The organism is Vibrio sp. Y10_XG_PY6, assembly GCF_024181795.1.
In the GTDB taxonomy this organism is placed as follows: Bacteria; Pseudomonadota; Gammaproteobacteria; order Enterobacterales; family Vibrionaceae; genus Vibrio; species Vibrio diabolicus.
Genome location: NZ_JAMZAQ010000001.1, coordinates 1,317,685 through 1,341,035, shown reverse-complemented (window position 1 = coordinate 1,341,035; position 23,351 = coordinate 1,317,685). Strand labels below are relative to the sequence as shown.

The window sequence follows — 23,351 nt, the reverse complement described above, 5'->3', positions numbered from 1 at the left end:
CAAGGAGTAGCTTGATGGCTGAATTAGCAACGAATATCGAACCGGCAGAAATACTGCTTTCAGTGAACAACATTGAAGTCGTCTACGACGAAGTAATACTAGTACTTCGCGGTGTGAGCTTAGAAGTTCCAAAAGGGCAGATTGTGACCTTACTGGGCGCCAACGGTGCGGGTAAATCCACGACGTTAAAAGCCATTTCTGGTTTGTTGAAAACCGAAGATGGTGAAGTGACGCGCGGCGAAATCAACTTCATGGGCGAGCGCATAGACAACAAAAGCCCGGAAGAGATCGTCCGTTCGGGCATCTTCCAAGTTATGGAAGGGCGCCGAATTGTTGAAGACATGACGGTGATAGAAAATCTTCGCTTAGGCGCTTACACGCGCACGGACAACGAAGTCGAGCAAGACATCGAAATGGTGTTTGATTATTTCCCTCGCCTTAAAGAGCGCACCGGTCTAGCGGGTTATTTGTCAGGTGGTGAGCAGCAAATGCTGGCGATTGGTCGTGCACTGATGGCTCGCCCGAAAATGATCTTGTTGGATGAGCCGTCGATGGGGCTTTCGCCGCTGTTGGTGAAGGAGGTGTTCAGCATTATTAACAAGATTAATAAAGATCAAGGCATTACCATGCTTTTGGTTGAGCAGAATGCCAACTTTGCCCTTCAAGCGGCCGATTACGGTTACATCATGGAATCAGGCAAAATCGTACTGGATGGCAGCAAGCACGAACTGCTAAACAATGAAGATGTGAAAGAGTTCTACCTTGGCGGCGGCGATGAAGATCGCAAGAGCTTTAAGAATCTGAAATCTTACAAACGTCGTAAGCGTTGGTTATAAGGAGCAAGGATGAACGAACTATTTGATGCGAAAGAATCGTTATCTCCGCAGGCACGAGAAGAATCGCTGTTTCAACGTCTGCCAACGTTGATTGAAAATGCAAAAGCCAACAGCGAACATTATGCGGCGCATTTTTCTGAGTTAAATCCTACATTGGCGAATAATCGTGAAGGGCTTACCCAGTTTCCAATTACGCGCAAATTCAATATTCCAAACCAGCAGCAACTTAAACCGCCGTTTGGTGGTTTAAATAGTGTTGCGATTGGTCAGATGGCGCGTGTATTCCAATCACCGGGGCCGTTGTATGAGGCACAAACGGATGAGGTGGATTTCTGGCGTATGGGGCGCGCGTTTCACGCGGCTGGATTTAGTGCGGGCGATTTAGTGCATAACACGCTCTCTTATCATTTCTCGCCTGGTGGATTTATTATGGATGGTGGCGCAAGAGCTTGTGGCTGCGCGGTATTTCCGGCGGGTGTCGGGAATACCGAAGCACAAATTGAAACGATTAAACAGCTTCAGCCAACGGGTTATACGGGCACGCCTTCTTACTTGCTGACGTTGTTACAAAAGTACCAAGATAAATACGATGAGTCGCCGAGTTTTACCAAAGCGCTGGTCTCTGGTGAAGCGGTCACCGCAGACATGCAACAGATGTTTGAGGACAAAGGCATTGCAGTTTCTCAAGCCTACGCAAGTGCTGAGCTTGGTTTGATTGCTTATCAAGTGTCTGGTGAGCAAGGCTTGGTGATTGCCGAAGATATTATCGTTGAAATCGTTAATCCTGATGGCATTCCTGTACAACCGGGAGAAGTCGGCGAAGTGGTCGTGACATCGCTCGATGAGAAGTTTCCGCTGATTCGCTACGCAACGGGAGATTTATCGGCATACCTAGAAACGGGCTCGGGTTCGCCACGCACGAATGCGCGAATTAAAGGCTGGATGGGGCGTGCGGACTCAGCGGTGAAAGTGAAAGGCCTGTTTGTTTATCCGCATCAGATCCAAGAAGTCTGTCGTCGCCACGATATTAAAGGCTCCTTGAAAATTGAGCGTGATGGCTTCAACGATACCATTACTTTCTGCTGCCATGATGTTCATGTATCAGCAGAGGACATTCAAGCAACACTCCAGTCTGTCACTAAACTGAAAGGCAATGTCCAGTTTGTACCGAACCAAGCGGAGCAGCCGTTAATCAATGACCTGCGCAGTTAACCCATCATTGTAAAACGCATTTATAAAAAGCTAACAACGTAAAAATCAAAGGCTAGGAGAGGGGATACCACATTGTGCTGTGTATCCCTTTCTTTTTTGTGCCAGTACAATCAGGAGGGCGATAAATGAAGCAGGCACCGACCATCAATCAACAGTTTTGGGATAATTTGTTTACCCAAGGCACTATGCCATGGGATGCCAAAACCACACCTCAAGAGCTAAAAGCTTACCTAGAAAAAGCGCTTAATAGCGGTCAGTCTGTATTTATCCCTGGCTGTGGCGCTGCTTATGAACTCAGCTCTTTTATTCAATATGGGCATGACGTGATCGCGATGGATTACAGTGAACAAGCGGTGAAAATGGCGCAATCGACATTAGGTAAGCACAAAGATAAAGTCGTGCTGGGGGATGTATTTAACGCTGACTCTACGTACGCATTTGATGTGATTTACGAGCGTGCCTTTCTTGCTGCACTACCGAGAGACCAGTGGCCAGATTACTTTGCTATGGTGGATAAATTGCTGCCAAGAGACGGTTTGTTAATTGGTTATTTCGTTATAGATGATGATTACCACTCTCGCTTCCCTCCATTTTGTTTGCGAAGTGGGGAGTTGGAGGGTTATCTAGAACCGACGTTTAAGCTTGTGGAATCCTCAATGGTGGCAAACAGTGTTGAGGTTTTTAAAGGTAGAGAGCGCTGGATGGTGTGGCAGAAAAGCTGCCGTATTTAAACGCTATGGCATCAAATAATGAATACAAAATCAGCGTCACATAATGCATATTTTAAAGATAATTATTCTTGTGGTAACGATAATTGTTGTGAATTGGCGAAGTTGTGAGAAATGTAGATCATGTCCTTTGAAAACATAAGGATATATAATATGGACAAATCATTTTCTCTCATCGATAAGCCTACCTTCTTAGGCTCACTCTTTCTTTTACTTAGCGTCGTTATACCTTTAATTTTATTTCCCACACAAGGTGCGGATTGGATAGCTTCAGCCAAATTTTTCATGACCGATAAGCTTGGTGTTTTATACCTCGCACTGGGTATCGCAGCAATGTGTTTTATGATTTATACGGTGTTCAGCGATCTTGGCCAAATCAAACTTGGTGAAGCCGACGAGCAACCAGAATTTGGTAACGCCTCATGGGCTGCAATGCTATTTTGTGGAGGTATTGGCGCAAGTATTCTGTATTGGGGGTGTATCGAGTGGGCATACTACTATCAATCACCACCATTTCAGTTGGAAGCTGGCAGTGAAGAAGCCATTCGCTGGGCCGCGACTTATGGTCTGTTTCACTGGGGACCGATCGCTTGGTCAATTTACCTTATTCCTGCTCTGCCTATCGCTTACTTCTTTTATGTACGCAAACAACCTGTTTTGAAAATCTCTAGTGCGTTAATGCCTGTATTAGGAGAAAAGCGCGCAAACGGTGGTATTGGCAAGTTTATTGATGTGCTGTTTATTTTTGGTATGTTGGGTGGCGCGGCGACTACGCTTGGCTTAGCAGCGCCTCTTATCAACGGTGGTCTACATCATATCTTCGGTCTTCCAAACAATACCTTCAGCCAAGTGGCTGTATTACTTCTCTGTACTGCGATTTTTGGTTACTCCGCGTATGCAGGGCTTGAGAAGGGGATCAAATTCCTTAGTAACATTAACTTCTGGGGTGCGATGGGCTTGTTACTCTTTGTACTCGCCGTTGGGCCAACCGTGTTTATGTTAGAAACAGGCTTAGATTCTATTGGTCGTATGTTGTCTAACTTCTTTGTTATGGCCACCTGGGCGGAGCCGTTTGGTGGTTATGGTGAATTTACGGATACACACTTCCCGCAAGACTGGACTATTTTCTACTGGGCATGGTGGTTGGTCTTTGCTCCTTGCATGGGATTGTTTGTTGCTCGTATCTCGCGTGGAAGAACGATCAAACAGATGGTCGTAGGTTCTATATTTTACGGTTCTTTAGGTTGTTTCTTATTCTTCATTGTTTTAGGTAACTATGGTTTATCGTTGCAATTGACGGGTGAGCTTGATGTCATCGCAATCCTTAACGAATCAGGCGCACCAGCGGCTATTTTTGCAACGTTAGACACATTACCGTTAGGGTCAATCGTTATTGGTGTTTTTACACTGTTGTGTATTATTTTTACGGCGACGTCGTTTGACTCTATCTCGTACATTCTTGCGTCTGTGGTTCAAAATGATGTGACGGAAGAACCGATGCGCTGGAACCGTTTGTTCTGGGCGTTTACTTTGTCTTTTCTGCCAACCGTCCTAATGTTCATGGGAGGTTTATCGACATTACAAACCGCTGCGATCGTGGGAGGTTTACCGTTGTTAGTTATCTCGGTGATGTTGATGGTGTCCTTTGTTCGCGCGGCGAGCCTAGATATTAAACATCAAGCAGAATACGAAGAGCCAACCATTAACATTGAAGAACTGCCGGAAATTGACCCTTGGTCAACAGAGGGAATGGCCTTGGCGAAATTTGAGCGCTTTAAAGACTTAGCTCAACAGGCGGCTGAAGAAGAGCGCGAAGCAATGGCGGCCCTGATGAGCATGCGTAAGAGAATTCGCGCATTTGCCTTAGAGCACAGCTGTGAATCTGGGTTTTCGGACCATCATTTACCAGAAGAGATGCAAACAGAGCTACAGCAACTAACCGAAGCGCTTGAGTTGGCTCAACAGAAGAAACAAGAACTGTCTGAACAAGCCCAAGAATCTCGAATGGAATTTAATCATGTGTTATTAGGCGGCGCGTCGGCAGGTTTAGCAACGTCGCAGGCTTAAGAACAGACACACAAGAGCCGAGTACAAACTCGGCTCTTTTTTTGGCGTGGATACCTTACAGTTAAAAATTCTGCTCAGTCAGTGTTAATGCTTATACTATTTTAGGTTGACCATCTGATGCGGTGGCACCGCCGTCTACAGGTAGGTTTACGCCATTAATGAAAGATGCGTCATCACTTGCCAAGAAAGTCACGACGGACGCAATTTCTTCAGGTTCGGCGGCTCGGCCAAGCGCAATGCGCTCATTGAATTTATCGCGGATTTCCTGCGGCCAGCCGTTCGTCATGTTGGTTTTTACTAAGCTTGGGCATACGGCGTTAATTCTTACACCCTCCGCACCATGGTCCAATGCCATCGCTCTAGTCAGGTTGACCACAGCGCCTTTACTCGCGCAATAGAATGCGGCACCCCAGTCACCACCCAAACCAGAAACGGACGCGGTATTCACCATACAACCTTTCGTTTTTAAGAGTTCAGGTAACGCAAACTTCGCGCAATAAACAACACCATCAATGTTTACACCAGAGATCTTCTTCCAGTCTTCCACACTACCTTCAATCACGGAACCTGGGACATGTACGCCAGCATTGTTTACTAAAATATCCAGTTTACCGAAACGGGTAACAACATCAGAAATCAGTGCTGCGACTTTGTCTGGATCAGAAACATCAATGGAATGCGCAGACACGCGCTGTTTATCAAAGCCCTCAACGGCGTTTGCCAACTGCTCTTCATTCCAATCGGCAAGAGCGACGTTTGCGCCTTCTTCATACAGACGTTTTGCGATGGCCAAACCAATACCATTGGCAGAACCAGTGACGAGTGCGACTTTATTTTTTAATCCTCTCATGCGATTTCTCCTTCGAAACTTACAAAAACGGGATCTTGATTTTTCTCTGTGCGCGGCAACATCAGTTTGTCGTTGTCGCTGTAATCTACGGGGATAGCCACCACTGCTGGTCCTTCAACGTCCATGGCTTTATTCAATGTCGGTAGCAATTCGTGTTGACTAGTCACTGCGAAGCCTTTCGCGCCAAATGATTCGGCGTACGCCTTGAAATCAATTGGTCCAAATTTCACACCAGAGCAGCGCTGATATTTGTTGATCTCTTGCATTTCTACCATGTTGTAGGCGTTATCAACCCAAACAATATGGACGATATTGCAGTTCAGTCTAACCGCGGTTTCTAACTCCATGCTCGATTGCATAAAACCGCCGTCTCCCGATATCGATACCACTTTACTACCAGGTTTTAGTAGGCTGACACCAATGGCCCATGGCAGTGCAACGCCCATCGTTTGTTGGCCGTTAGACACCAGCATTTGGCGAGCTCGAAAACAACTTAAGTAACGAGCGATCCAGATGTGGAAGCTCCCCATATCAAGACATAACGTGGTATCTGGTGTGATGATAGATTGCATGGCTTTAATCAGTGCCAGTGGATGAAACCCTTGCTTGTTATAGACATTGGGATAGGTCTTGATCACTTGCCGTTGCAGTGCTACCTCTTCCAGTACTGAAAGTGCTGTTGGGGAAAGGCGAGCATATTCAGAGATATAGCTGCCCATTTTGTCTAATGACTGCGCAATGTTTCCGACGATTTCAACACAAGGCTGATAATTAAGTTGGTACTCAGCCGGTTCAATATCGAGGTGAATCACTGGGTTACGGTGGCTGTTCCAAAGCTCAGGGTCATACTCTATTGGGCTAAAGCCGATGGTGAGAATTAAATCGGCGTCCCGCAGTAAAACATCGCCAGGTTGGTTATTAAATAAACCGACACGCCCAGCAAAGTGGTGATAGTAATTGATGTCTACCGTGCCGGCGGCCTGGTAAGTGCCGACAACGGGTAGCTGCGTATTTTGAAGAAATCGGGCGATAGCAGCAGCGTTTTGACTGCGGCTCGCGTGAAGGCCAAGTAAAACTACACAGCGCTTTGCTTTACTGATTCGACTGACCGCTTCTTCGATTGCTGCGATGTCTGCGCAACCAGGCTGTGTGTAAGGCGAGGGGACAATAATGTCCGTTTGGGTTTGCTCGGATAAAACATCTTGGGGGAGACTCAAAAAGCAAGCCCCAGGACGACCTGACTCTGCGATACGAAATGCGTTCGCCATGATCTCGCTTGTGGCGTCCACATGCTGCACTTCAGCACTGAACTTGGTTATAGAGCGAAAAATACTGACGGTATCCATGCTCTGGTGTGTTTGTTTTTGCTGGTCAGTTCGTTTCACCGCACCACCGATAGCAATCAGCGGATCGCCTTCGGAGTTTGCTGTTGCAACCCCCGTAACTAGATTGCCACAGCCTGGACCTGACGTAACCATTGTGACGCCTGCTTTGCCGGTTAGTCTTCCCATAACGCCCGCCATAAATGCGCCGTTAGCCTCGTGGCGTACCGGAATCATTTGGATGTTAGTGTCTTCAATCGCATCGAACAGTCGATCGATTTTTGCACCGGGAATACCGAATATGTACTTAATGCCGAGAGACTCTAGCTGTTGAGCGATCAACTGAGCTCCATTCTTATTTGAAGGTTTGGATTGCATTTGTTGTCCTTATTATTTGCCTGACTTTGTTACTTTTCCGCCTTTTCTATGGCGGTATTTATATCTTCCGGAGCCAAATTGGCACTGAGGAAGTCTGTCGATACCGGGGTATCAATCACTAGCCGCGAGACTTTGCCAATCTGGAGGAACCCTGACGAAATGCTGTAATCCTGGATATGACCACCTCCTTGGCGATCATCGGTAATAAAATGTTCGTGATAGCCGGGTACATTGATGCCAGTCGTATATTTAGGACTGCGAAAGCCGGCGACCACGCCTTGCTTATGCGTGAAGCGGAATGTTGGTTGTTCTTTGACCACTTCAAGCATTGGTCGATAAGGGCGTGTTTGTTTAGGTACGGTGCGAGTACGAACTGAATCGAAAACGCCATCAATGCGCACTGCGCAAAATAGGTTATCGCTTGGAACCATGTCGTCTATGAGGCTATGGACTTCATGACGTGACATGCGCGATGTTAGTGGCAGCTCGATATCAGGCTTAAAAAAAGTCATGACAGCAAAGGGCGTTTTTTGCGCCAGGTCTGCCGGGTTTGCGGAGCCATCCGACTTGAGTTGAAAAACTTCCTTATCAAAAGCAATCAACTCACCATCCAATTCATTGAACGTACCTAAACCAAAATCCCCATGTTTCAGCAGTTCTTCTATGGTTGTTGAGCCTTCGTAAACACCAGCGATCAAAGCACTCATCAACGAAGTCTGATAAATCTCACCATCTCCGGTAACGTGATGGTATTCAGAAAATTCTTTCGCTACTTCAAGCGAACAAGCACATAGAGGGTTATAAAATCCACGCATGAGTAAGACCAGTTATGCAATGAAGAGTATATTTAGATTGACTTCTACACGGTGCTAAATCCAATATAAAAAAGATTTATTTTGATATGGAAAATATATGGAATTTCGCTACCTGAAGTATTTTGTCGCGGTCGCCGAGACTCGTCACTTTACCCGAGCCGCTGAACAGTTAGGGATTGCGCAACCTCCTTTAAGTCAACAAATCAAAAAGTTAGAGCACGAGCTTGGTGTGGACCTATTTAAGCGCTTGTCTAGAGGGGTAGAACTGACCCATGCTGGGCAAGTCTTTTATACGGATGCGGTAAATATTCTTGCTGATGTGGAACGCGCTAAAGCAAAAGCCCGACAGATTGCCCGTGGTGAAAATACGCAGGTTAAAATTGGGTTCGCGACGTCAACATCAACCTGCATTGAGGTATTAGAGAGGGTAGGGCGTATTCAAGAGAATGGGGTTCATTTACAGGCGGCGGAACTGTCAATGCCAGAGCTTGCCGCTCAGTTAAAAAGCAAACAACTTGATCTCGCAATCATGCGGCTACCCTGTTACGCCAGTGAGCCTTTTGAGCACAAGGTGTTGTTTAACGACCCGTTTGTCGCGGTGATTCCGGCGGGGCACGAATTGGCAAAATATCCCTGTATCCAGATGAAACAGTTGAGAGGCCATAAAATTTTACTGTTTCCACGAGAGACTGGACCTGCATTGTTTGATGGCATGAGCACACTTTTTGCCGACGCAGGAGTAAGGCTCGAACCACAGTTCGCAGCACCGCAACTTCGTACGACGATCGCCATGGCGCAGGCAGGGCTAGGTATTGCTCTCGTTCCGTGCTCACTGGCTGAACATCTCGATGATTCCGCGACAGTCGCCGAGATTGATGATATCCCTCTCACCAGTCGTGTTGTCGTTGCTTGGGAGGCATCTAATCTCAATAAACAAGCGTTGAAAGTAGCCATGAACATCAGTCATGTTGAGGCTTAAAGATGAGTTATCGAACTGGCTCTGATAGCCCCAGGCAAATGTGATACTCTCCCTCGTTATATGCAAAGCTATGCTTTGGTTGAATAGACAAATCTTACTCAACGAATAGAACTTACTGAGGGTGTACCAATGATATACGCTGCGGTCTTTGATATGGACGGGTTGCTGATTGATTCAGAACCTTTGTGGAAGGAAGCGGAAAAGCAGGTGTTTTCATCAGTTGGCGTCCAAGTGACCGAAGTATTATCAAAGCAGACTGCGACGATGACGACAGGTGAAGTAACAAGGTTTTGGTATGAACGTAATCCTTGGCAAGAAAAGAGCCTAGAGGAAGTAGAGAATGCTGTTGTGGATAAAGTGGAGGCATTAATAATTGAAAAAGGATGCGAATTAGAGGGTGTTACAGAAACACTCAAATTGCTTAAGGAAAAAGGGTTTAAGATAGGGCTGTCTACTAATTCACCTTATCAACTCATTCCCACCATTTTGAACAAACTCGGTATTGCCAGTTACTTTGACGCGATATCATCGTCAGACGATGTAGAAAAGGGCAAGCCAGAGCCAGATGTCTACCTTTCAACAATCAATAAACTAGGTGTAGATTCAAGTAACTGTATTGCCTTTGAAGACTCTTATTCGGGTATGCTTGCGGCAACACGAGCAAACATAAAAACAGTCGTGATACCTCAACCTGATAAGTTCTACCAAGAGTTTAATGAAGCCAGTCTAAAGCTGCAAAAGCTATCAGAGTTTAATGAAAGCCATTTGGCGAGTTTAATGGACTTGAGTTTGAGAGCAACAATTGCACCAACACCGTATGAAAGTTTTTAGAAAAAGGACTTGATTGTGAACAGTCGGTCGCTGAAAAAATACCTACTGCCAATGTTCTTATTGGTTTTACCTATAGAATCATTCGCAAAAGATACGACTATGTTGGACGAGCTCAATAATCGATTTGTTACATTTGAAAGGCGATTTGATGATTGTATCAACTCTTCTTCTCAAAATGATGTGAGTGAAAACATTGTCGATAAGATTCAAGCGCTTAATATTGATTTTGAAATTTCTGTTGGCTATTTATACAAACAATCACTTTATTTATGCTCTGATAATGAATTCAGTGAGTTAGCAAGGATTATCATGATAATTGAAACCTCCGATAATGATGGATTGCAATTATCAAAGGCAAAAGCTAGTCAAATTAGAAAGCTACTTTTTAGCAAAGTGGATTTACGTTTAGAGTCGAAGCTTCAAAGTTTACCGCAAGATAAAAAGGAAGCATTACTGAACCTTGCGAAAAAGCTTGAACCTTTTGATCTCGTAAGCATGCATGAACGACTGCAGGCAATGTAGACTTATGAAAGAGTGTTTTGAGTAGATTCTTAACACTTGGCTTTATCATTAAGATTGAGTATTAGGTTCAACGCCTCTAGCTCTTACACAAGCTCTAGAGGCATCCATTTAAAAGTGCCGAGCTAAGATTTTAATCCTGCAGCGGTCATCATGACGCGAAATAACATAGACACTAACCCTAATGCAGCGACGCTAGCGACCCAAATTCCAACCATCCACGCCCATTGGCGGCACCAATTTTTGACTTTCATACTCACTCCTTATCAACTCGTTAATGGTACGCTTCGTCTTCTTTCACTTTTCCAGAGAAGACGTAGTAACTCCAAAAGGTGTAAGCCAGAATTATCGGGATGATGATCACCGCTCCAACGAGCATAAAGCGCTGACTGCTTGCAGGAGCCGCTGCTTCCCATATTGATATGCTAGGAGGAATGATATTTGGCCAGATACTGATGCCAAGCCCAGCGAACCCGAGAATCACGATCACCAATGCCATCACGAAAGGGCTGTGCTCTTTTCGCTTTTTTACGGAGTCGGCAATCTTCAAACATACCAGCCCAGTAATGACAGGTACGGGCAATAAGTAGAACAAATTAGGCAGAGAAAACCATCTTTCCGCAATGGCAGGGTAAGCAAGTGGGGTCCAAGCGCTCACAATGACTAATGCGGAGATCATCGCCAGTAGTGTTTTGTTAGTGAAGCGGTACATCGTGTTTTGCAGTGCACCTTCCGTTTTCATGATGAGCCATGTGCTACCAAGCAGTGCGTACGTTGCGACTAAACCCAAACCACAAAAGATGGGAAAAGGGGTGAGCCAGTCTAGTTGGCTACCTACGAAAACGCGGTTTTCCACCGCAAAGCCTTGAATTACCGCGCCAACAACGATGCCTTGGAAAAACGTGGTTAAAATCGAGCCGACCATAAAAGAGCGATCCCAGAACTTTAAGTGGTTTTCCAATGCTTTAAAGCGAAACTCAAACGCTACGCCACGAAAGATCAAAGCAATCAACATCAACGTCAAAGGGATGGTTAGCGCTTCAATAATTACCGCGTAAGCCATCGGAAAAGCGCCAAATAGAGATGCGCCTCCAAGCACAATCCAAGTTTCGTTGCCGTCCCAAACTGGCGCGACACTGTTGACCATGACGTCTTTTTGTTTTTCATCCTTGATGAAGGGCATCAGTATTCCAATACCCAAATCGAAGCCATCCATGATGATGTACATCAAAGTGGCAAAAACGATGATCGCGAACCAAATCACGGATAAATCAAAATGCATATTCTTTACCTTCACTTTGTGACAAATTCTAAATGCGGCCTGAAACGGTCGTCATGTCGTGCTCATCGTGCTCGATTGCATCGGGGCCTTTCTTGATTTGGTGGATCATGTAGTAATACCCAAAACCAAACACCAAACTGTACACAACAAGGAAACACAGCAGGCTGATGCTCATTTGTAGGTCTCCATGTGCGGAAACCGCATCACGCGTTTTTTGTACGCCATACACGACCCAAGGTTGCCGACCAACCTCTGTCGTAAACCAGCCAGCGAGTATCGCGATAAGACCAGATGGCCCCATAAATAATGAAAACTTGAGGAACCAACGCGAGGTATAGAGCGTGTTCTTTTTTCGTAGCCACATGCTGTATAAGCTTTGAAAAATCATCAGGAGTCCTAGCCCGACCATGATTCGAAATGACCAAAAGACGATAGGTGAGTTCGGTCGTTCCTCTTCCGGGAAGTCTTTCAGCGCCGGGATTGGCTCAGTTAAACTGTGGCGTAGGATCAAACTTCCTAGAACAGGAATTTCTATGGCATAGTCTGTGCGTTCTTGTTCCATGTTTGGCATGCCGAACAATATCAATGGGGTCGGTTTGCCATCGCTGTTATCCCAATGTCCTTCGATGGCGGCGATTTTGGCGGGCTGGTGTTCCAAGGTGTTTAGCCCGTGCATATCGCCAATCACGGCTTGGAGTGGCGCAAGGAACACTAAGATCCCGAGCGACATCGAAAACATGGTTTTTACCGCAGTCGATTGATTGCCTCTCAATAAATGCCAAGCGGCTGACGCGCCTACAAATAGTGCGGAACTGACGAAAGCCGCGACGCTCATGTGCGCCAAACGATAAGGAAATGAAGGATTGAAAACGATAGCAAACCAGTCGGTTGGCACCACGCGTCCATCGACAATTTCATAGCCTTGTGGCGTTTGCATCCAACTGTTGGAGGCGAGAATCCAGAACGTCGAAATGATCGTGCCTAACGCCACCATCGAGGTTGCAAAAAAGTGCAGCTTTTCGCCGACGCGACGCCAACCAAATAGCATCACGCCAAGAAATCCAGCTTCGAGAAAGAAAGCCGTTAACACTTCATAAGTCAGTAATGGGCCAGTGATAGAACCAGCGAAGTCGGAGAAACCACTCCAGTTGGTGCCGAATTGATAGGCCATGACAAGACCAGATACAACGCCCATTCCAAAGTTAACCGCAAAAATTTTCGACCAGAAGTGATAGAGCTTTTGGTAATCGGGATTACGTGTTTTTAGCCATAAACCTTCCAGCACGGCGAGGTAGGTGGCCAAACCTATGGTGATAGCGGGGAAAATAATATGAAAGGATACCGTAAAGGCGAACTGTATCCGTGCAAGCATAAATGCGTCGAGGCCAAACATTAAACTTCCTTTGATCTTTTAAGTTTTATGAGAGAGCTATTTTAAAAGGAGCGGAATGAGGGAAGTAGGTACAGACAGTGACTATAAACCTATAACAGATTAAATACTGAAGTGTTATTATTTTGAATTCGGCTTTATGGAGGGGGATTTGCGTTTGGCGAAGTACCAAGAGTTAGTGGAACAGCTTAAAAGGCAGATAAAATCGGGGATATGGCATCCGGGTGACAAGCTGCCTTCTCTGCGTCGCCAATCTGAACACTCGGGTTTAAGCTTGATGACGGTGTTGCATGCCTATCAAATTCTGGAATCTCAAGGCTGGGTAACGTCACAGCCGCGATCTGGTTATCGAGTCGCTCCCAATATTAAGAGTTCAAATGAACCCCAAGCGCCAGCCGCGGTTTCGTGGACAGAGCAGGTAGACATCAATGAGTTTATCTTTGATGTGCTGCAGGCGAGTAAAAATCCATCCATGATCAATTTTGGCTTTGCCTATCCAGATCCAAGTTTGTACCCACGCTATCACGTGAATCGGGCTATGAGCGCAGCCGCTCGCAATATGCCGATTTCCACCGCCTTTGATAACTTACCGCCGGGAAACGAACAATTACGTACCATCATCGCGAAGCGTTATGCTGCGAAAGGCATTCAAATTTCACCCGATGAAATTGTCATTACGGCAGGCGCGCTGGAGGCGTTAACGCTCAGTTTGCAAGCCTGCACAAGACCGGGAGATTGGGTGGTTGTGGAGTCGCCTGCATTCTATGGCGCATTGCAATCCTTAGAGCGGTTAGGTTTGAAAGCGCTCTCAGTAAGAACAGACCCAGTCACGGGTATTGACCTAGATTCATTGGAACGAGCGCTGCAAACACACGATGTGAAAGCATGTTGGCTGATGTCGAACTTCCAAAATCCTCTGGGTTTTACGCTCTCCGACGAGAAAAAACAAAAGCTGATTGAACTGACACAGCGATATAACGTGCCAGTGATTGAAGATGATGTGTACAGCGAACTGCATGCCGGGAATGACTCGGTTTACCCACTAAGAATGTTTGATGACACGGGCAATACCATGTTGTGCTCCTCGTTTTCAAAATCATTAATCGCAGGGCTACGTATTGGTTGGGTTGCGGCGGGAAAGCGGGCGCTAGAGGTACAAAAGTTACAGTTAATGAGTACATTAGCGACGAGTGCACCAGTGCAAATGACATTGGTGCACTATTTAACAAGCCGCAATTATGAATCGCATTTGAAGCAGTTACGGAAAAAGCTGTTTGAACGTAAAAGTAAAATGACGGATCTGCTTAATGAGCTGTTACCTGAAGAAGTCAAAGCGTTAAGCCAAAGCGGCGGGTACTTTATTTGGTTAGAGCTTCCCAAGCATATCGACGCCTTGCAGATATATCGAGAAGCGCTAAAAGATAATATCAGCATCGCACCGGGAAAGATGTTCAGCCTGACAGAACAATACGATCACTGTATTCGTCTTAACGCTTCTTTTGAGCTTAATGACAAATACGTCCATGCTCTCAATTTGCTTGCCAACATTATTCGCGATCATTTGGCAAAATAGCGACTTTCTTCAGTTTTTTGGTTTAATGGAGCGCGCCGGATTTCCAGCAACTCGATCGCCTGGCGCAACATCTTTGGTTACGACAGAGCCAGCGCCGACGACGGCCTCATCGCAAATGGTCACGCCTGGCAGTATGATTGCGCCCCCACCAATCCAAACGTTATTGCCGATTTTGACCGGTTTGGCGATCTCATCTCCGGCTAAGCGTCTTTGTGTATCGAGTGAATGAGCGGCTGTGTAAATTTGCACTCTAGGCCCAATCATGACGTTCGCACCAATCTCAACCTGTCCATTGTCCAGAATAATGGCATCCCAGTTGATGTAGGTGTTTTCCCCGATGGACAAGTGGCAACCGTAGGTAAGTTGAAGCGGTGGCTCTATACAGGCGCTGTTTTCTAATTGGACGCCCATCTCCGCCAATAGTTGTCTACGGATACCTGGGTTTGGCTCGTGGTTAAATTGGAAGACAAGCTGCGCAGTTTTGGCGCGCATTAGCTTTAGTTCTTCATCCAGGCAATTATAGGTTTCTCCAGAGCGCATCCGAGTCAGTTCTGACATAACAATCATTCCATTAATGGTTTGCAGTTGAGGCCACAATGATAAGTGAGTGTTTCAGTCAATAGGGGATTTTTATTATGAAATCAGAGGTTTATCACTGATTTATATTCAATAGGTTTAGTTTTGAGTAAGCACTCGTTAAGAGTCATTCAAATAGAGAAGTGAAGTGAATTGGGTAAGTTCCTTTTAGCAGGGGAGGAAAGTATAGATTGGATGTTGCTTTCCTCTCCACAGCTTGATTTGGAGCATTTATTGGCTGTCCCACATCACTTCGCACTCTTCTTTAATAGCCGATTTTAAAAGCTCAATAAGTGGAAATGCTCTGCGTCCTAAACTGACCGTTTGTTCTTCTTGCTCCTCATCTTCTTCCATTGCTTGACTGTTGTTCTTCTCTATCGCTTCTTGTGCTGCGAGAGCGGAGGTCAATCTAGATAGAGCATCAGGGATGTCTTGAGCGGAAATTGACCCTGGTACTGAGCCACTATGCCCCATCATTTTGATCATCTTTATTGCAATATCGCCAAACATAGTGACGTTCGAGTGGCTATGGCAACGAAATGTAACAAGCATTTACCTGCTCCTGTTGTAGGTGTTCATTTGAGTATAAATGGTATCTGAGACACGAGGCAATTTAATCCGATAATTCGCAATCTTTCAGATAGCTATCTATCTTTAACGAAAGACAAACCTAAGGAGATGATTTTGTTGAACTCCCAATTAAAGACGTTGATTTGGCGGCTTCACAAGCGAATATTTACGTTGCTTATGGTGTTATGCACATGTTCACCTTCTGTCGTTGCTCAACCTTCCATTGTTTTTGGTGTCGTACCGCAACAGTCGGCGACCAAACTAGTGCAACAATGGCAGCCATTACTGCAACGTTGGGGAGATCTTGCTGGCGTTGAGATTAAGTTTGCCACGGCGCGTGATATTCCCACGTTCGAAGCACGCTTGATGGCTGGAGCCTACGACATTGCATACATGAACCCATATCACTTTACGTTGGTGAATCAAAACCCAGGTTATACGGCTTTAGCAAGAGCGAAAAATAAGCGCATCACAGGCATTATTGTAGCAAGGCGAGGGAAGTCGGTTTCCCTTGATGAGCTGCAAGAAAAGACCATCGCTTTTCCTGCTCCACGAGCATTTGCTGCCTCTATCATCACACAATCAGAGTTGGCGCAGAAAGGCATCAAGTTTACGCCTAAATACGTTGGTTCGCACGACTCAGTCTATTTGGGGGTACTTAAAGGTTTGTACATTGCTGGTGGTGGCGTGAAGCGTACCTTTGAGAGCTTACCGAGTGAAATAAAAGACCAACTTAGCATCATTTATACAACTGCTGGTTATACGCCTCATGCTATTGCGGTTTCAAATAATGTCGATGAAGAGATTACTCTTGCCTTACGAAAGGCAATTTCGCAACTTAATGATGATCCAAAAGCACAGGAGAGTTTCACTTTACTCAACATTGACGGGTTACAGCTTGCACAAGACCAAGATTGGCAAGATGTTGTTCAATTGGGAATCTCAAGATAAATGGTTGCCCTATGACGCTGCGTTCGAAAACGATACTTGGCATTGCTCTTATTGAGGCCCTTGCGCTCGGTGTACTCATCATTAGTGGGCTTAATTGGTTGGAAAGTTCCAACGAGACTAGCCTCGAGGTTGGGAGCCAACACTTGGTGAGTGTATTTGCTCAGGCGTCGAGAGATGCGGTGATTGCGACGGACTTAGCCTACCTAGACAGTTTTGCTCGTTCTGTCGTGAGTGAGCACGAGCTGGCTTATATTCGTATTGTTAATCAAGATGGCGTCGAGTTGACGCTACAAGGGGATTACAGCGGTGTTGATACTGGTGTGAGACCGTTTGATGTGACCGATGGAGTTTACGATGTTGCGCAAGAGATTACTCTTGGAGAGCAGACTTTCGGTAAGGTTGAAATGGGGGTGAATGTTGAACATGTACATCAAGTACTTTCATTTGCGACTCAGGCAAGTTTGGTTATCGCCTTTATTGAAATGTCGCTGGTGGCCATGTTTTCGTATGCTCTCGGTAGCTATTTGATGAAGCGGCTCGATCTTCTTCGTACTGGGGTAATCAAGGTTTCACAGCAAGGTCCGGGTTCGCAAATTTCGATTTCAGGCAATGACGAAGTTACACGTGTTGGCGAAGCGTTTAACCAAATGTCACGCTCTTTAGCACAAGCGCAAACTAAACTTCAGCAAGAGCATCAAACCCAGCAACAGTTATCGGCCAAAATATCGCAGCTTGCTGAGGTTGCTGAACATGCGCGTGATACCATCATCATTACTCACCCTGACGGCACTATTGCATGGGTAAACCCTGCGTTTGAACAGCTAACCGAATATACGTTGGAAGAAGTTATTGGCAAATCGCCGGGCGAGTTACTCCAAGGGCCAGACACAGACCCAAATACGGTGGCATTGCTCTCAAAAAGTGTCCGTAAGCACTCTCCTATTAGGGTTGAAATACTCAACTATACCAAGTCGAAGCACCCGTATTGGGTCGAGTTGGAGCTCTCTCCTGTGTTTGATGAAGATGGCGGGCTGTTACGTTTTATTGCGGTTGAGCGTGACATCACCGACAGGCGCAGGATGGAGAGGCGTCTGTCGTCTGCTTTAGATAAATCGAAAAAGGCGATGCAAGCCAAATCGGAATTTTTGGCGAACATGAGCCATGAGATTCGCACCCCAATGAACGCGATCATGGGGATCAGCGAGATATTGCTTGAGAACGAAAACCGTCGAGAGCCAAGGGAGTTATTACTCTTGCTGCACAAATCTGCCAACAACCTTGTGACGATCATTAACGACATCCTCGACTACAGCAAAGTAGAAGCGGGCAAGTTGACGTTAGTTGAAGAGGAGTTTGACTTGCGTTCACTCGTCGAGAGTTGCACCGCTTTGTGTGCCTATCAGGCGGATAAAAAGAACCTTAAGTTGTTGGTTGATATGCCATTGTCTATGAATACGGTCGTGGTCGGCGATAAAGGTCGGATTAATCAAATCTTGCTTAACTTGATCGGTAATGCGGTGAAATTCACGGATGAAGGCCATGTGCTACTCAAAGTCAGAGAAAGTGAGTACGGTTTTGATTTTTCCGTGAATGATACGGGCATTGGTATTCCCGAAGATCGATTGGCTCATATTATGGATAAGTTTGAGCAGGTCGATACCTCCGCGACAAGACGCCATGAAGGTACAGGCTTGGGGTTGGCAATCTCAAAACGTTTGATCAGCATGTACAACGGCGAGCTTTGTGTGCATTCGGATTTTGGCAAAGGGTCGTGTTTTAGCTTTAGTTTGCAGTTGCCTAAGCAAAGTCAGTTTCTTGCCGATCCGATAGAGCTGAGTGCAAATCGACTATTGTTGATTGATGATTATCAACCGCGCGTGCAACACTTGATACATTTAGCTCAAGAGATTGGCATTGAAGTTACTCATGCCAACGATTGGTCAACTGCGCAGTCTTTGGGTAAAAAATTGGATGGTTTTGATCGTATCCTCGCGAGTGTAAACAATGCTCAAGATAGAGATGCGCTCTATGAGCTTGATGCGACAGAATCCGCCGCCAAACGGGTACTGTTCCTTGCACCTTGCGTGATGGAGGAAGGGCAGGCATGGTCGTGCGAGCGGGATCGTTTATTGCCGCAACCGGTCACGCAGCATAAACTGCAAGCTCTGTTTTCTACTAAGACACAAAAGCGTCGAGAACTTTCCTCAGATGAGAACCCTGACTTTTCTAGCCTGCACCTATTAGTCGCAGAAGACAGCCATATCAATCGAATATTGATTGAAAAAATGTTGCAAGACACAGGTGTTAAACTGACGTTGGCGGAAGATGGTGTTGAAGCCGTTGAACTTTATAAACAGATTTCTCCGGACTTGGTGATTACCGATATTTCTATGCCAAACAAAGATGGTTTTGGCGTGACAAAAGACATTCGTGAGTTACAGGAAAGTGGTGCGTTTCCTTGGTGTCCAATCGTCGCGTTTTCTGCACATGCGATGCAAGAGCAGCAACAAAAAAGTATCGCATTAGGTATGGATGATTACCTGACAAAACCAGTTCAGAAAAGTGATTTGCTTAATATGATCGCGAAGTGGGGGTGCCACACCCTTGCAGAGGAAAAGCACGCTTCTGTTTAGTGTTTCGGTTAGATTAAATCGGCTCAAAGAAAACGAGCATGTTATTAAACATGCTCGTTTGTAGTTGTTTATCGCGGGTTGAGCAATTTACAAGCTGTTTGGGTCACCCAAAGCGAGTGCTACTTTGGAAGACGGACGTTTACCTAATGCATGGCAAATTTGCCAACCCGCTTCATTGATGATGTTGAGATCAATCCCCGTTTCAATCCCAAGTTGCTCACAAAGATAAAGCACATCTTCCGTTGCAACATTGCCACTGGCACCTTTGGCGTAAGGGCAGCCGCCCAAACCAGCAACCGCACTATCAATGGTGTTGATGCCCATTAACAAGGCTTGGTAAATATTGGCCAAAGCTTGTCCATAGGTGTCATGAAAATGTACCGCGAGCGCGTCTTTTGGCAGTTGCGTTAACAGCGAATCCAGCATGGCGATAACGCGATTAGGCGTTGCTTTACCGACAGTATCGCCCAGAGATATTTCATAACATCCCATATCAAACAGCGCATTCGCGACCTTGGTGGTTTGCTCTGGTTTTATTTTTCCCTCGTAGGGGCAAACCATAGTGCAAGACAAGTATCCGCGCACAGGTATGTTGTGCTGGTTCGCCAGTTCGATAACCGGCTCAAAACGGGCTAGGCTATCTGCAATGCTGCAGTTAATGTTCTTTTGGCTGAACGCCTCCGAAGCCGAACCAAACACCGCAATTTGCTTTACGCCACTTTCCAGCGCACGTTCTAACCCTGCTAGGTTTGGTGTGAGCGCACTATAAACCACGTCAGGCTTTTGTATGATACTTGAAAATACTTGATCGGAATCGGCCATTTGAGGCACCCATTTCGGCGAGACAAAAGAGCCTGCTTCAATGTGTTTTAAGCCACTGGTGCTTAGTTGGTTAATCAAACGGATTTTATCAATCAGCGTCACTGCCGTTTCATTCTGCAAGCCATCACGAGCACCAACTTCGACGATATTAACCTTCGCTGGTAGCATATTCGTGCTCCTTATCTTCACAGACATTTTCGAGTGCAGAAATTAAATGCAGCAGGATGGAACCATGCTGTACTTGGTCTCCATGTTGATAAAACACTTCATCAACGGTCGCAGCTACCGGAGCGGTAATGGTGTATTCCATTTTCATTGCTTCTAGCACTAACAGCGGATCGCCCGCCGCCACTTTGTCACCTTTATTCACCATGACCGCCGAGATCACGCCGTTCAGTGGTGCGGTTGGACTTAGTTCATCGTCTGCATCTTTTGCAGAGTCAAAGTTAGGTTGATGAGCAAACGTGCGCTGCTGACCAAGATAAAACAGCGTTGTCTGTTGCTCGTCGCTAAGTACATTAAAGGTGTAACGCACATTATCAATATCGACGATAAACTGGTTGCCACTTTCAAGCAGGATGACCTGATGCAACTCCTCGCCGCATCGGATAGTGAAGTGAGAACCTGTATCCTGCGATGATTGTTGCAAACGTACCTGATGGTTGGCATTGGCATCCGTGAAGTTAAATCGATAAACGTTGTCAACCGACAGTCTAAAACCTTGTTTGGTTGGCGCGGGTAACGTTGAGCTGTCTGATTTTGAAATGAGATCATTCCAGCGAGCGACCGCTGCCAACGTTAGCCAGATAGAATCTGACACATTTTGCTGCGCGCTAATGCCTTGCTGATGTTTAACTAGGAAGTCGGTATCAAGTTCGATATTGGCAAAGGCTGGCTGCGAAATAATGCTGTGCAGATAACCAATGTTTGTCGTTACTCCACGTACGTGATATTGAGTTAACGCCTGTTTAAGCTGTTTGAGCGCGATATCACGTGTTTGGCCCCAGACGATCAGTTTGCTGATCATCGGATCGTAGTATTCGCTGATGGTATCGCCTTGAGCAACACCACTATCAACACGTACACAAGCTAGGCGCACATCCTTGTCTGATAATGGTTCTTTTAAGTAATCAATGCGGCCCGTCGACGGCATAAAGTCGTTGTCTGCATCTTCGGCGTAAATTCGTAGCTCGATTGAATGACCGTTGTGGGTGATTTCAGATTGCGAGATCGGTAAATGCTCACCTGCTGCGACTTTTAATTGCCACTCCACCAAATCAACGCCGGTGATCAATTCAGTGACAGGGTGTTCAACTTGCAGACGGGTATTCATCTCCATGAAGTAGAATTGACCTCGGCTATCGAGCAAGAATTCAACCGTACCAGCGCCAACGTAGTCTATTGCTTGCGCGGCCTGAACCGCGGCTTTACCCATTTGTTTACGCAGTTCATCACTAAGACCGGGAGCTGGCGCTTCTTCGACTACTTTTTGATGACGACGCTGAATGGAACAATCACGATCAGAAAGATAGACACAGTTGCCATGCTGGTCAGCAAATACCTGAACTTCAACGTGGCGAGGCTGCAATATGCATTTTTCGATTAGAAGCTGCTTATCGCCAAAGCTTGAAAGCGCTTCACGCTGCGCACCGTCGATGGCCAAGGGCATTTCGGCTGCGCTATTGACCACTCGCATGCCTTTACCGCCGCCACCTTGTGTCGCTTTAAGCATCACTGGGTAACCGATTTTTTCCGCTTCCGCTAATAAGTGCTCAACGCTGTTGTCTGTGCCGTGATAGCCGGGAACCAAGGGCACGTTCGCCTCAGACATGATGGCTTTGGCTTGCGACTTCGAACCCATTGCTTCAATTGCGCTGGTGGAAGGGCCAATAAAAACAATGCCATTTTCGCTGCACGCTTTCGCCAGTTTCGGGTTCTCGGAAAGAAAACCATACCCAGGGTGGATAGCATCGGCTTGCCATTTTTTCGCAGCGCCGACAATTGCATCGATATCGAGATACGATTCACTCGCAGGAGCGGGGCCAATGAATTCAGCGAAATCCGCTTGTTTAACATGTAAGCTGCTGCGATCCGCTTCGGAATAGACGGCTACCGTCTCGATAGCCATGCTTTTTGCGGTTTTAATGATTCGGCAGGCAATTTCACCGCGGTTTGCGATCAGTATTCTTTTAAACATGATTCCTCCAATTGGCGGCGCGCTTTTCAAAAAATGCAGCTAGTCCTTCTTGTCCTTCACTGGACACGCGAGCGGTTGCAATAGCTTGGCTGGTGTATTCAATTAATGAATGATCGATAGGTTGGTTATCACAGCGTAAACAAAGTGCTTTTGCAGCCTGCATGGCTTGTGGACCGTTGTTGAGCAGGTGATCAATGGTGCGATTGACGGCTTCACGTGGTTGAGCGTCTATCTGATGAAGAATACTCATCGATAGCGCGGTTTCGGCATCAATCAGTTCCGCGGTTAAAAAGTAGCGTCGGCTTTGTCGTTGTCCAATCGCTCTGATTACGTAAGGTCCGATGGTAGCGGGTAATAAACCGAGCTTTACTTCACTCAAACAGAAGCGGCTTTCAGGTGTACCAATAGCGATATCGCAGCAGCAGATAAGCCCAAGTGCGCCGCCAAATGCAGCGCCGTGCACCATAGCAATGGTTGGTTTGCTAAAGGTATCCAGCGTATGCAAAAGTTTTGCTAGTTGCTGTGCATCTTGCAGGTTTTCACTCTCGGTTTTGGTGGCCATTGACTGCATCCAGCCAAGATCCGCACCCGCAGAAAAGTGTTTCCCTTGTGCCGTTAGTACCAATGCACGTAGAGAGTCGTCTCTCTCAAGTTTTTCCAAGGTTTCGATAAGTGAAGCAATTAATTCATCATTAAACGCGTTGTGTTTCTCTGGCCGATTCAGGCTCAACCAAGTAACGCCATTGCTGTCTTTTTCAAGCAGTAGTCCGGTCATGTGACTTCCTTTGTCTGACATTTCAGTCTCTATTCCAATACTCGC

General features: G+C 46.1%; 21 protein-coding genes. 10 read left to right on the top strand and 11 right to left on the bottom strand.

From position 1 onward, the window contains the following. Positions 1 to 14: 14 nt before the first annotated feature. The 4 genes from NL644_RS05840 (at position 15) to NL644_RS05825 (ending at position 4,843) form a co-directional block, all read left to right on the top strand. Positions 15 to 836, top strand: coding sequence for an ABC transporter ATP-binding protein (locus tag NL644_RS05840; protein WP_005392594.1), 822 nt, complete (start codon positions 15 to 17; stop codon positions 834 to 836). Positions 837 to 845: 9 nt separating this feature from the next. After that, positions 846 to 2,048, top strand: coding sequence for a phenylacetate--CoA ligase family protein (locus NL644_RS05835; RefSeq protein WP_253658159.1), 1,203 nt, complete (start codon positions 846 to 848; stop codon positions 2,046 to 2,048). Between the two features lie 125 nt (positions 2,049 to 2,173). Next, positions 2,174 to 2,779: a methyltransferase domain-containing protein gene (locus tag NL644_RS05830; RefSeq protein ID WP_253658158.1), complete on the top strand. Its 606-nt coding sequence runs from the start codon at positions 2,174 to 2,176 to the stop codon at positions 2,777 to 2,779. Between the two features lie 150 nt (positions 2,780 to 2,929). Then, on the top strand, positions 2,930 to 4,843 hold the full coding sequence (locus NL644_RS05825; RefSeq protein WP_253658157.1) for a BCCT family transporter: 1,914 nt from the start codon (positions 2,930 to 2,932) through the stop codon (positions 4,841 to 4,843). Between the two features lie 91 nt (positions 4,844 to 4,934). Here NL644_RS05825 and NL644_RS05820 read toward each other — a convergent pair whose 3' ends face one another. Genes NL644_RS05820 through budA form a run of 3 tightly spaced genes read right to left on the bottom strand, consistent with a single transcriptional unit; the run spans position 4,935 to position 8,208 of the window. Beyond that, positions 4,935 to 5,693, bottom strand: coding sequence for an SDR family NAD(P)-dependent oxidoreductase (locus NL644_RS05820; RefSeq protein ID WP_005392589.1), 759 nt, complete (start codon positions 5,691 to 5,693; stop codon positions 4,935 to 4,937). Further along, positions 5,690 to 7,393 (bottom strand): acetolactate synthase AlsS, encoded by a 1,704-nt coding sequence (alsS, locus tag NL644_RS05815; RefSeq protein ID WP_253658156.1) that lies wholly within the window; start codon positions 7,391 to 7,393, stop codon positions 5,690 to 5,692. Before alsS ends, NL644_RS05820 begins: the two co-directional genes overlap by 4 nt. Positions 7,394 to 7,422: 29 nt before the next feature. Continuing rightward, positions 7,423 to 8,208 (bottom strand): acetolactate decarboxylase, encoded by a 786-nt coding sequence (gene budA / locus NL644_RS05810; protein WP_005392587.1) that lies wholly within the window; start codon positions 8,206 to 8,208, stop codon positions 7,423 to 7,425. A 97-nt stretch (positions 8,209 to 8,305) separates the two neighbouring features. Between budA and NL644_RS05805 the strand changes: the two genes are divergently transcribed. The 3 genes from NL644_RS05805 (at position 8,306) to NL644_RS05795 (ending at position 10,540) form a co-directional block, all read left to right on the top strand. Continuing rightward, positions 8,306 to 9,187, top strand: coding sequence for a LysR family transcriptional regulator (locus NL644_RS05805; protein WP_253658155.1), 882 nt, complete (start codon positions 8,306 to 8,308; stop codon positions 9,185 to 9,187). A 129-nt stretch (positions 9,188 to 9,316) separates the two neighbouring features. After that, positions 9,317 to 10,018: a hexitol phosphatase HxpB gene (hxpB, locus tag NL644_RS05800; RefSeq protein ID WP_253658154.1), complete on the top strand. Its 702-nt coding sequence runs from the start codon at positions 9,317 to 9,319 to the stop codon at positions 10,016 to 10,018. 15 nt (positions 10,019 to 10,033) lie between these two features. Further along, entirely contained in the window at positions 10,034 to 10,540 is a 507-nt protein-coding gene (locus NL644_RS05795; protein WP_253658153.1) for a hypothetical protein, read from the top strand. 122 nt (positions 10,541 to 10,662) lie between these two features. Here NL644_RS05795 and NL644_RS05790 read toward each other — a convergent pair whose 3' ends face one another. Genes NL644_RS05790 through NL644_RS05780 form a run of 3 tightly spaced genes read right to left on the bottom strand, consistent with a single transcriptional unit; the run spans position 10,663 to position 13,212 of the window. Next, the gene (locus tag NL644_RS05790; protein WP_124007763.1) at positions 10,663 to 10,791 is read right to left on the bottom strand and encodes a DUF2474 domain-containing protein; all 129 of its coding nucleotides are present in this window, start codon (positions 10,789 to 10,791) and stop codon (positions 10,663 to 10,665) included. 20 nt (positions 10,792 to 10,811) lie between these two features. Further along, positions 10,812 to 11,819: a cytochrome d ubiquinol oxidase subunit II gene (gene cydB / locus NL644_RS05785; protein WP_104973568.1), complete on the bottom strand. Its 1,008-nt coding sequence runs from the start codon at positions 11,817 to 11,819 to the stop codon at positions 10,812 to 10,814. Between the two features lie 28 nt (positions 11,820 to 11,847). Beyond that, a complete protein-coding gene (locus tag NL644_RS05780; protein WP_048624923.1) occupies positions 11,848 to 13,212 on the bottom strand; it encodes a cytochrome ubiquinol oxidase subunit I in 1,365 nt (454 codons plus the stop codon). 136 nt (positions 13,213 to 13,348) lie between these two features. On the opposite strand from NL644_RS05780, the gene NL644_RS05775 reads away from it, so the two are divergent. Next, positions 13,349 to 14,782 (top strand): PLP-dependent aminotransferase family protein, encoded by a 1,434-nt coding sequence (locus NL644_RS05775; RefSeq protein WP_301338949.1) that lies wholly within the window; start codon positions 13,349 to 13,351, stop codon positions 14,780 to 14,782. Between the two features lie 9 nt (positions 14,783 to 14,791). Here NL644_RS05775 and NL644_RS05770 read toward each other — a convergent pair whose 3' ends face one another. Together NL644_RS05770 and NL644_RS05765 are read right to left on the bottom strand one after the other, a co-directional pair. After that, a complete protein-coding gene (locus tag NL644_RS05770) occupies positions 14,792 to 15,340 on the bottom strand; it encodes a sugar O-acetyltransferase (RefSeq protein ID WP_139060652.1) in 549 nt (182 codons plus the stop codon). Positions 15,341 to 15,589: 249 nt separating this feature from the next. Further along, positions 15,590 to 15,910 (bottom strand): DUF1840 domain-containing protein, encoded by a 321-nt coding sequence (locus NL644_RS05765; RefSeq protein WP_225461011.1) that lies wholly within the window; start codon positions 15,908 to 15,910, stop codon positions 15,590 to 15,592. A 132-nt stretch (positions 15,911 to 16,042) separates the two neighbouring features. Here NL644_RS05765 and NL644_RS05760 point away from each other — a divergent pair, with 132 nt between their 5' ends. Both NL644_RS05760 and NL644_RS05755 read left to right on the top strand, forming a co-directional pair. Then, a complete protein-coding gene (locus NL644_RS05760) occupies positions 16,043 to 16,879 on the top strand; it encodes a phosphate/phosphite/phosphonate ABC transporter substrate-binding protein (RefSeq protein ID WP_308322569.1) in 837 nt (278 codons plus the stop codon). Between the two features lie 11 nt (positions 16,880 to 16,890). Beyond that, positions 16,891 to 19,512 (top strand): ATP-binding protein, encoded by a 2,622-nt coding sequence (locus NL644_RS05755; RefSeq protein ID WP_253658152.1) that lies wholly within the window; start codon positions 16,891 to 16,893, stop codon positions 19,510 to 19,512. Positions 19,513 to 19,599: 87 nt separating this feature from the next. Here NL644_RS05755 and NL644_RS05750 read toward each other — a convergent pair whose 3' ends face one another. From NL644_RS05750 to NL644_RS05740, 3 genes are read right to left on the bottom strand one after another with little or no spacing between them, the layout of a single operon-like run. Next, complete coding sequence (locus NL644_RS05750) at positions 19,600 to 20,502, bottom strand: hydroxymethylglutaryl-CoA lyase (RefSeq protein WP_053807849.1); 903 nt, start codon at positions 20,500 to 20,502, stop codon at positions 19,600 to 19,602. After that, complete coding sequence (locus tag NL644_RS05745) at positions 20,483 to 22,531, bottom strand: acetyl/propionyl/methylcrotonyl-CoA carboxylase subunit alpha (RefSeq protein WP_253658151.1); 2,049 nt, start codon at positions 22,529 to 22,531, stop codon at positions 20,483 to 20,485. The genes NL644_RS05750 and NL644_RS05745 overlap by 20 nt, the downstream gene beginning before the upstream one ends. After that, positions 22,524 to 23,306, bottom strand: a complete 783-nt coding sequence (locus NL644_RS05740; protein ID WP_253658150.1) for an enoyl-CoA hydratase-related protein — start codon at positions 23,304 to 23,306, stop codon at positions 22,524 to 22,526. Before NL644_RS05740 ends, NL644_RS05745 begins: the two co-directional genes overlap by 8 nt. Between the last annotated feature and the right edge of the window lie 45 nt (positions 23,307 to 23,351).

What these genes read in the sequence shown, in the direction of transcription:
- NL644_RS05840 (WP_005392594.1), top strand. Translation starts at nt 15, where the DNA reads ATGGCTGAATTAGCAACGAATATCGAACCGGCAGAAATACTGCTTTCA.
- NL644_RS05835 (WP_253658159.1), top strand. Translation starts at nt 846, where the DNA reads ATGAACGAACTATTTGATGCGAAAGAATCGTTATCTCCGCAGGCACGA.
- NL644_RS05830 (WP_253658158.1), top strand. Translation starts at nt 2,174, where the DNA reads ATGAAGCAGGCACCGACCATCAATCAACAGTTTTGGGATAATTTGTTT.
- NL644_RS05825 (WP_253658157.1), top strand. Translation starts at nt 2,930, where the DNA reads ATGGACAAATCATTTTCTCTCATCGATAAGCCTACCTTCTTAGGCTCA.
- NL644_RS05820 (WP_005392589.1), bottom strand. Translation starts at nt 5,693, where the DNA reads ATGAGAGGATTAAAAAATAAAGTCGCACTCGTCACTGGTTCTGCCAAT.
- alsS (WP_253658156.1), bottom strand. Translation starts at nt 7,393, where the DNA reads ATGCAATCCAAACCTTCAAATAAGAATGGAGCTCAGTTGATCGCTCAA.
- budA (WP_005392587.1), bottom strand. Translation starts at nt 8,208, where the DNA reads ATGCGTGGATTTTATAACCCTCTATGTGCTTGTTCGCTTGAAGTAGCG.
- NL644_RS05805 (WP_253658155.1), top strand. Translation starts at nt 8,306, where the DNA reads ATGGAATTTCGCTACCTGAAGTATTTTGTCGCGGTCGCCGAGACTCGT.
- hxpB (WP_253658154.1), top strand. Translation starts at nt 9,317, where the DNA reads ATGATATACGCTGCGGTCTTTGATATGGACGGGTTGCTGATTGATTCA.
- NL644_RS05790 (WP_124007763.1), bottom strand. Translation starts at nt 10,791, where the DNA reads ATGAAAGTCAAAAATTGGTGCCGCCAATGGGCGTGGATGGTTGGAATT.
- cydB (WP_104973568.1), bottom strand. Translation starts at nt 11,819, where the DNA reads ATGCATTTTGATTTATCCGTGATTTGGTTCGCGATCATCGTTTTTGCC.
- NL644_RS05780 (WP_048624923.1), bottom strand. Translation starts at nt 13,212, where the DNA reads ATGTTTGGCCTCGACGCATTTATGCTTGCACGGATACAGTTCGCCTTT.
- NL644_RS05775 (WP_301338949.1), top strand. Translation starts at nt 13,349, where the DNA reads ATGGAGGGGGATTTGCGTTTGGCGAAGTACCAAGAGTTAGTGGAACAG.
- NL644_RS05770 (WP_139060652.1), bottom strand. Translation starts at nt 15,340, where the DNA reads ATGTCAGAACTGACTCGGATGCGCTCTGGAGAAACCTATAATTGCCTG.
- NL644_RS05765 (WP_225461011.1), bottom strand. Translation starts at nt 15,910, where the DNA reads ATGCTTGTTACATTTCGTTGCCATAGCCACTCGAACGTCACTATGTTT.
- NL644_RS05755 (WP_253658152.1), top strand. Translation starts at nt 16,891, where the DNA reads ATGACGCTGCGTTCGAAAACGATACTTGGCATTGCTCTTATTGAGGCC.
- NL644_RS05750 (WP_053807849.1), bottom strand. Translation starts at nt 20,502, where the DNA reads ATGCTACCAGCGAAGGTTAATATCGTCGAAGTTGGTGCTCGTGATGGC.
- NL644_RS05745 (WP_253658151.1), bottom strand. Translation starts at nt 22,531, where the DNA reads ATGTTTAAAAGAATACTGATCGCAAACCGCGGTGAAATTGCCTGCCGA.
- NL644_RS05740 (WP_253658150.1), bottom strand. Translation starts at nt 23,306, where the DNA reads ATGACCGGACTACTGCTTGAAAAAGACAGCAATGGCGTTACTTGGTTG.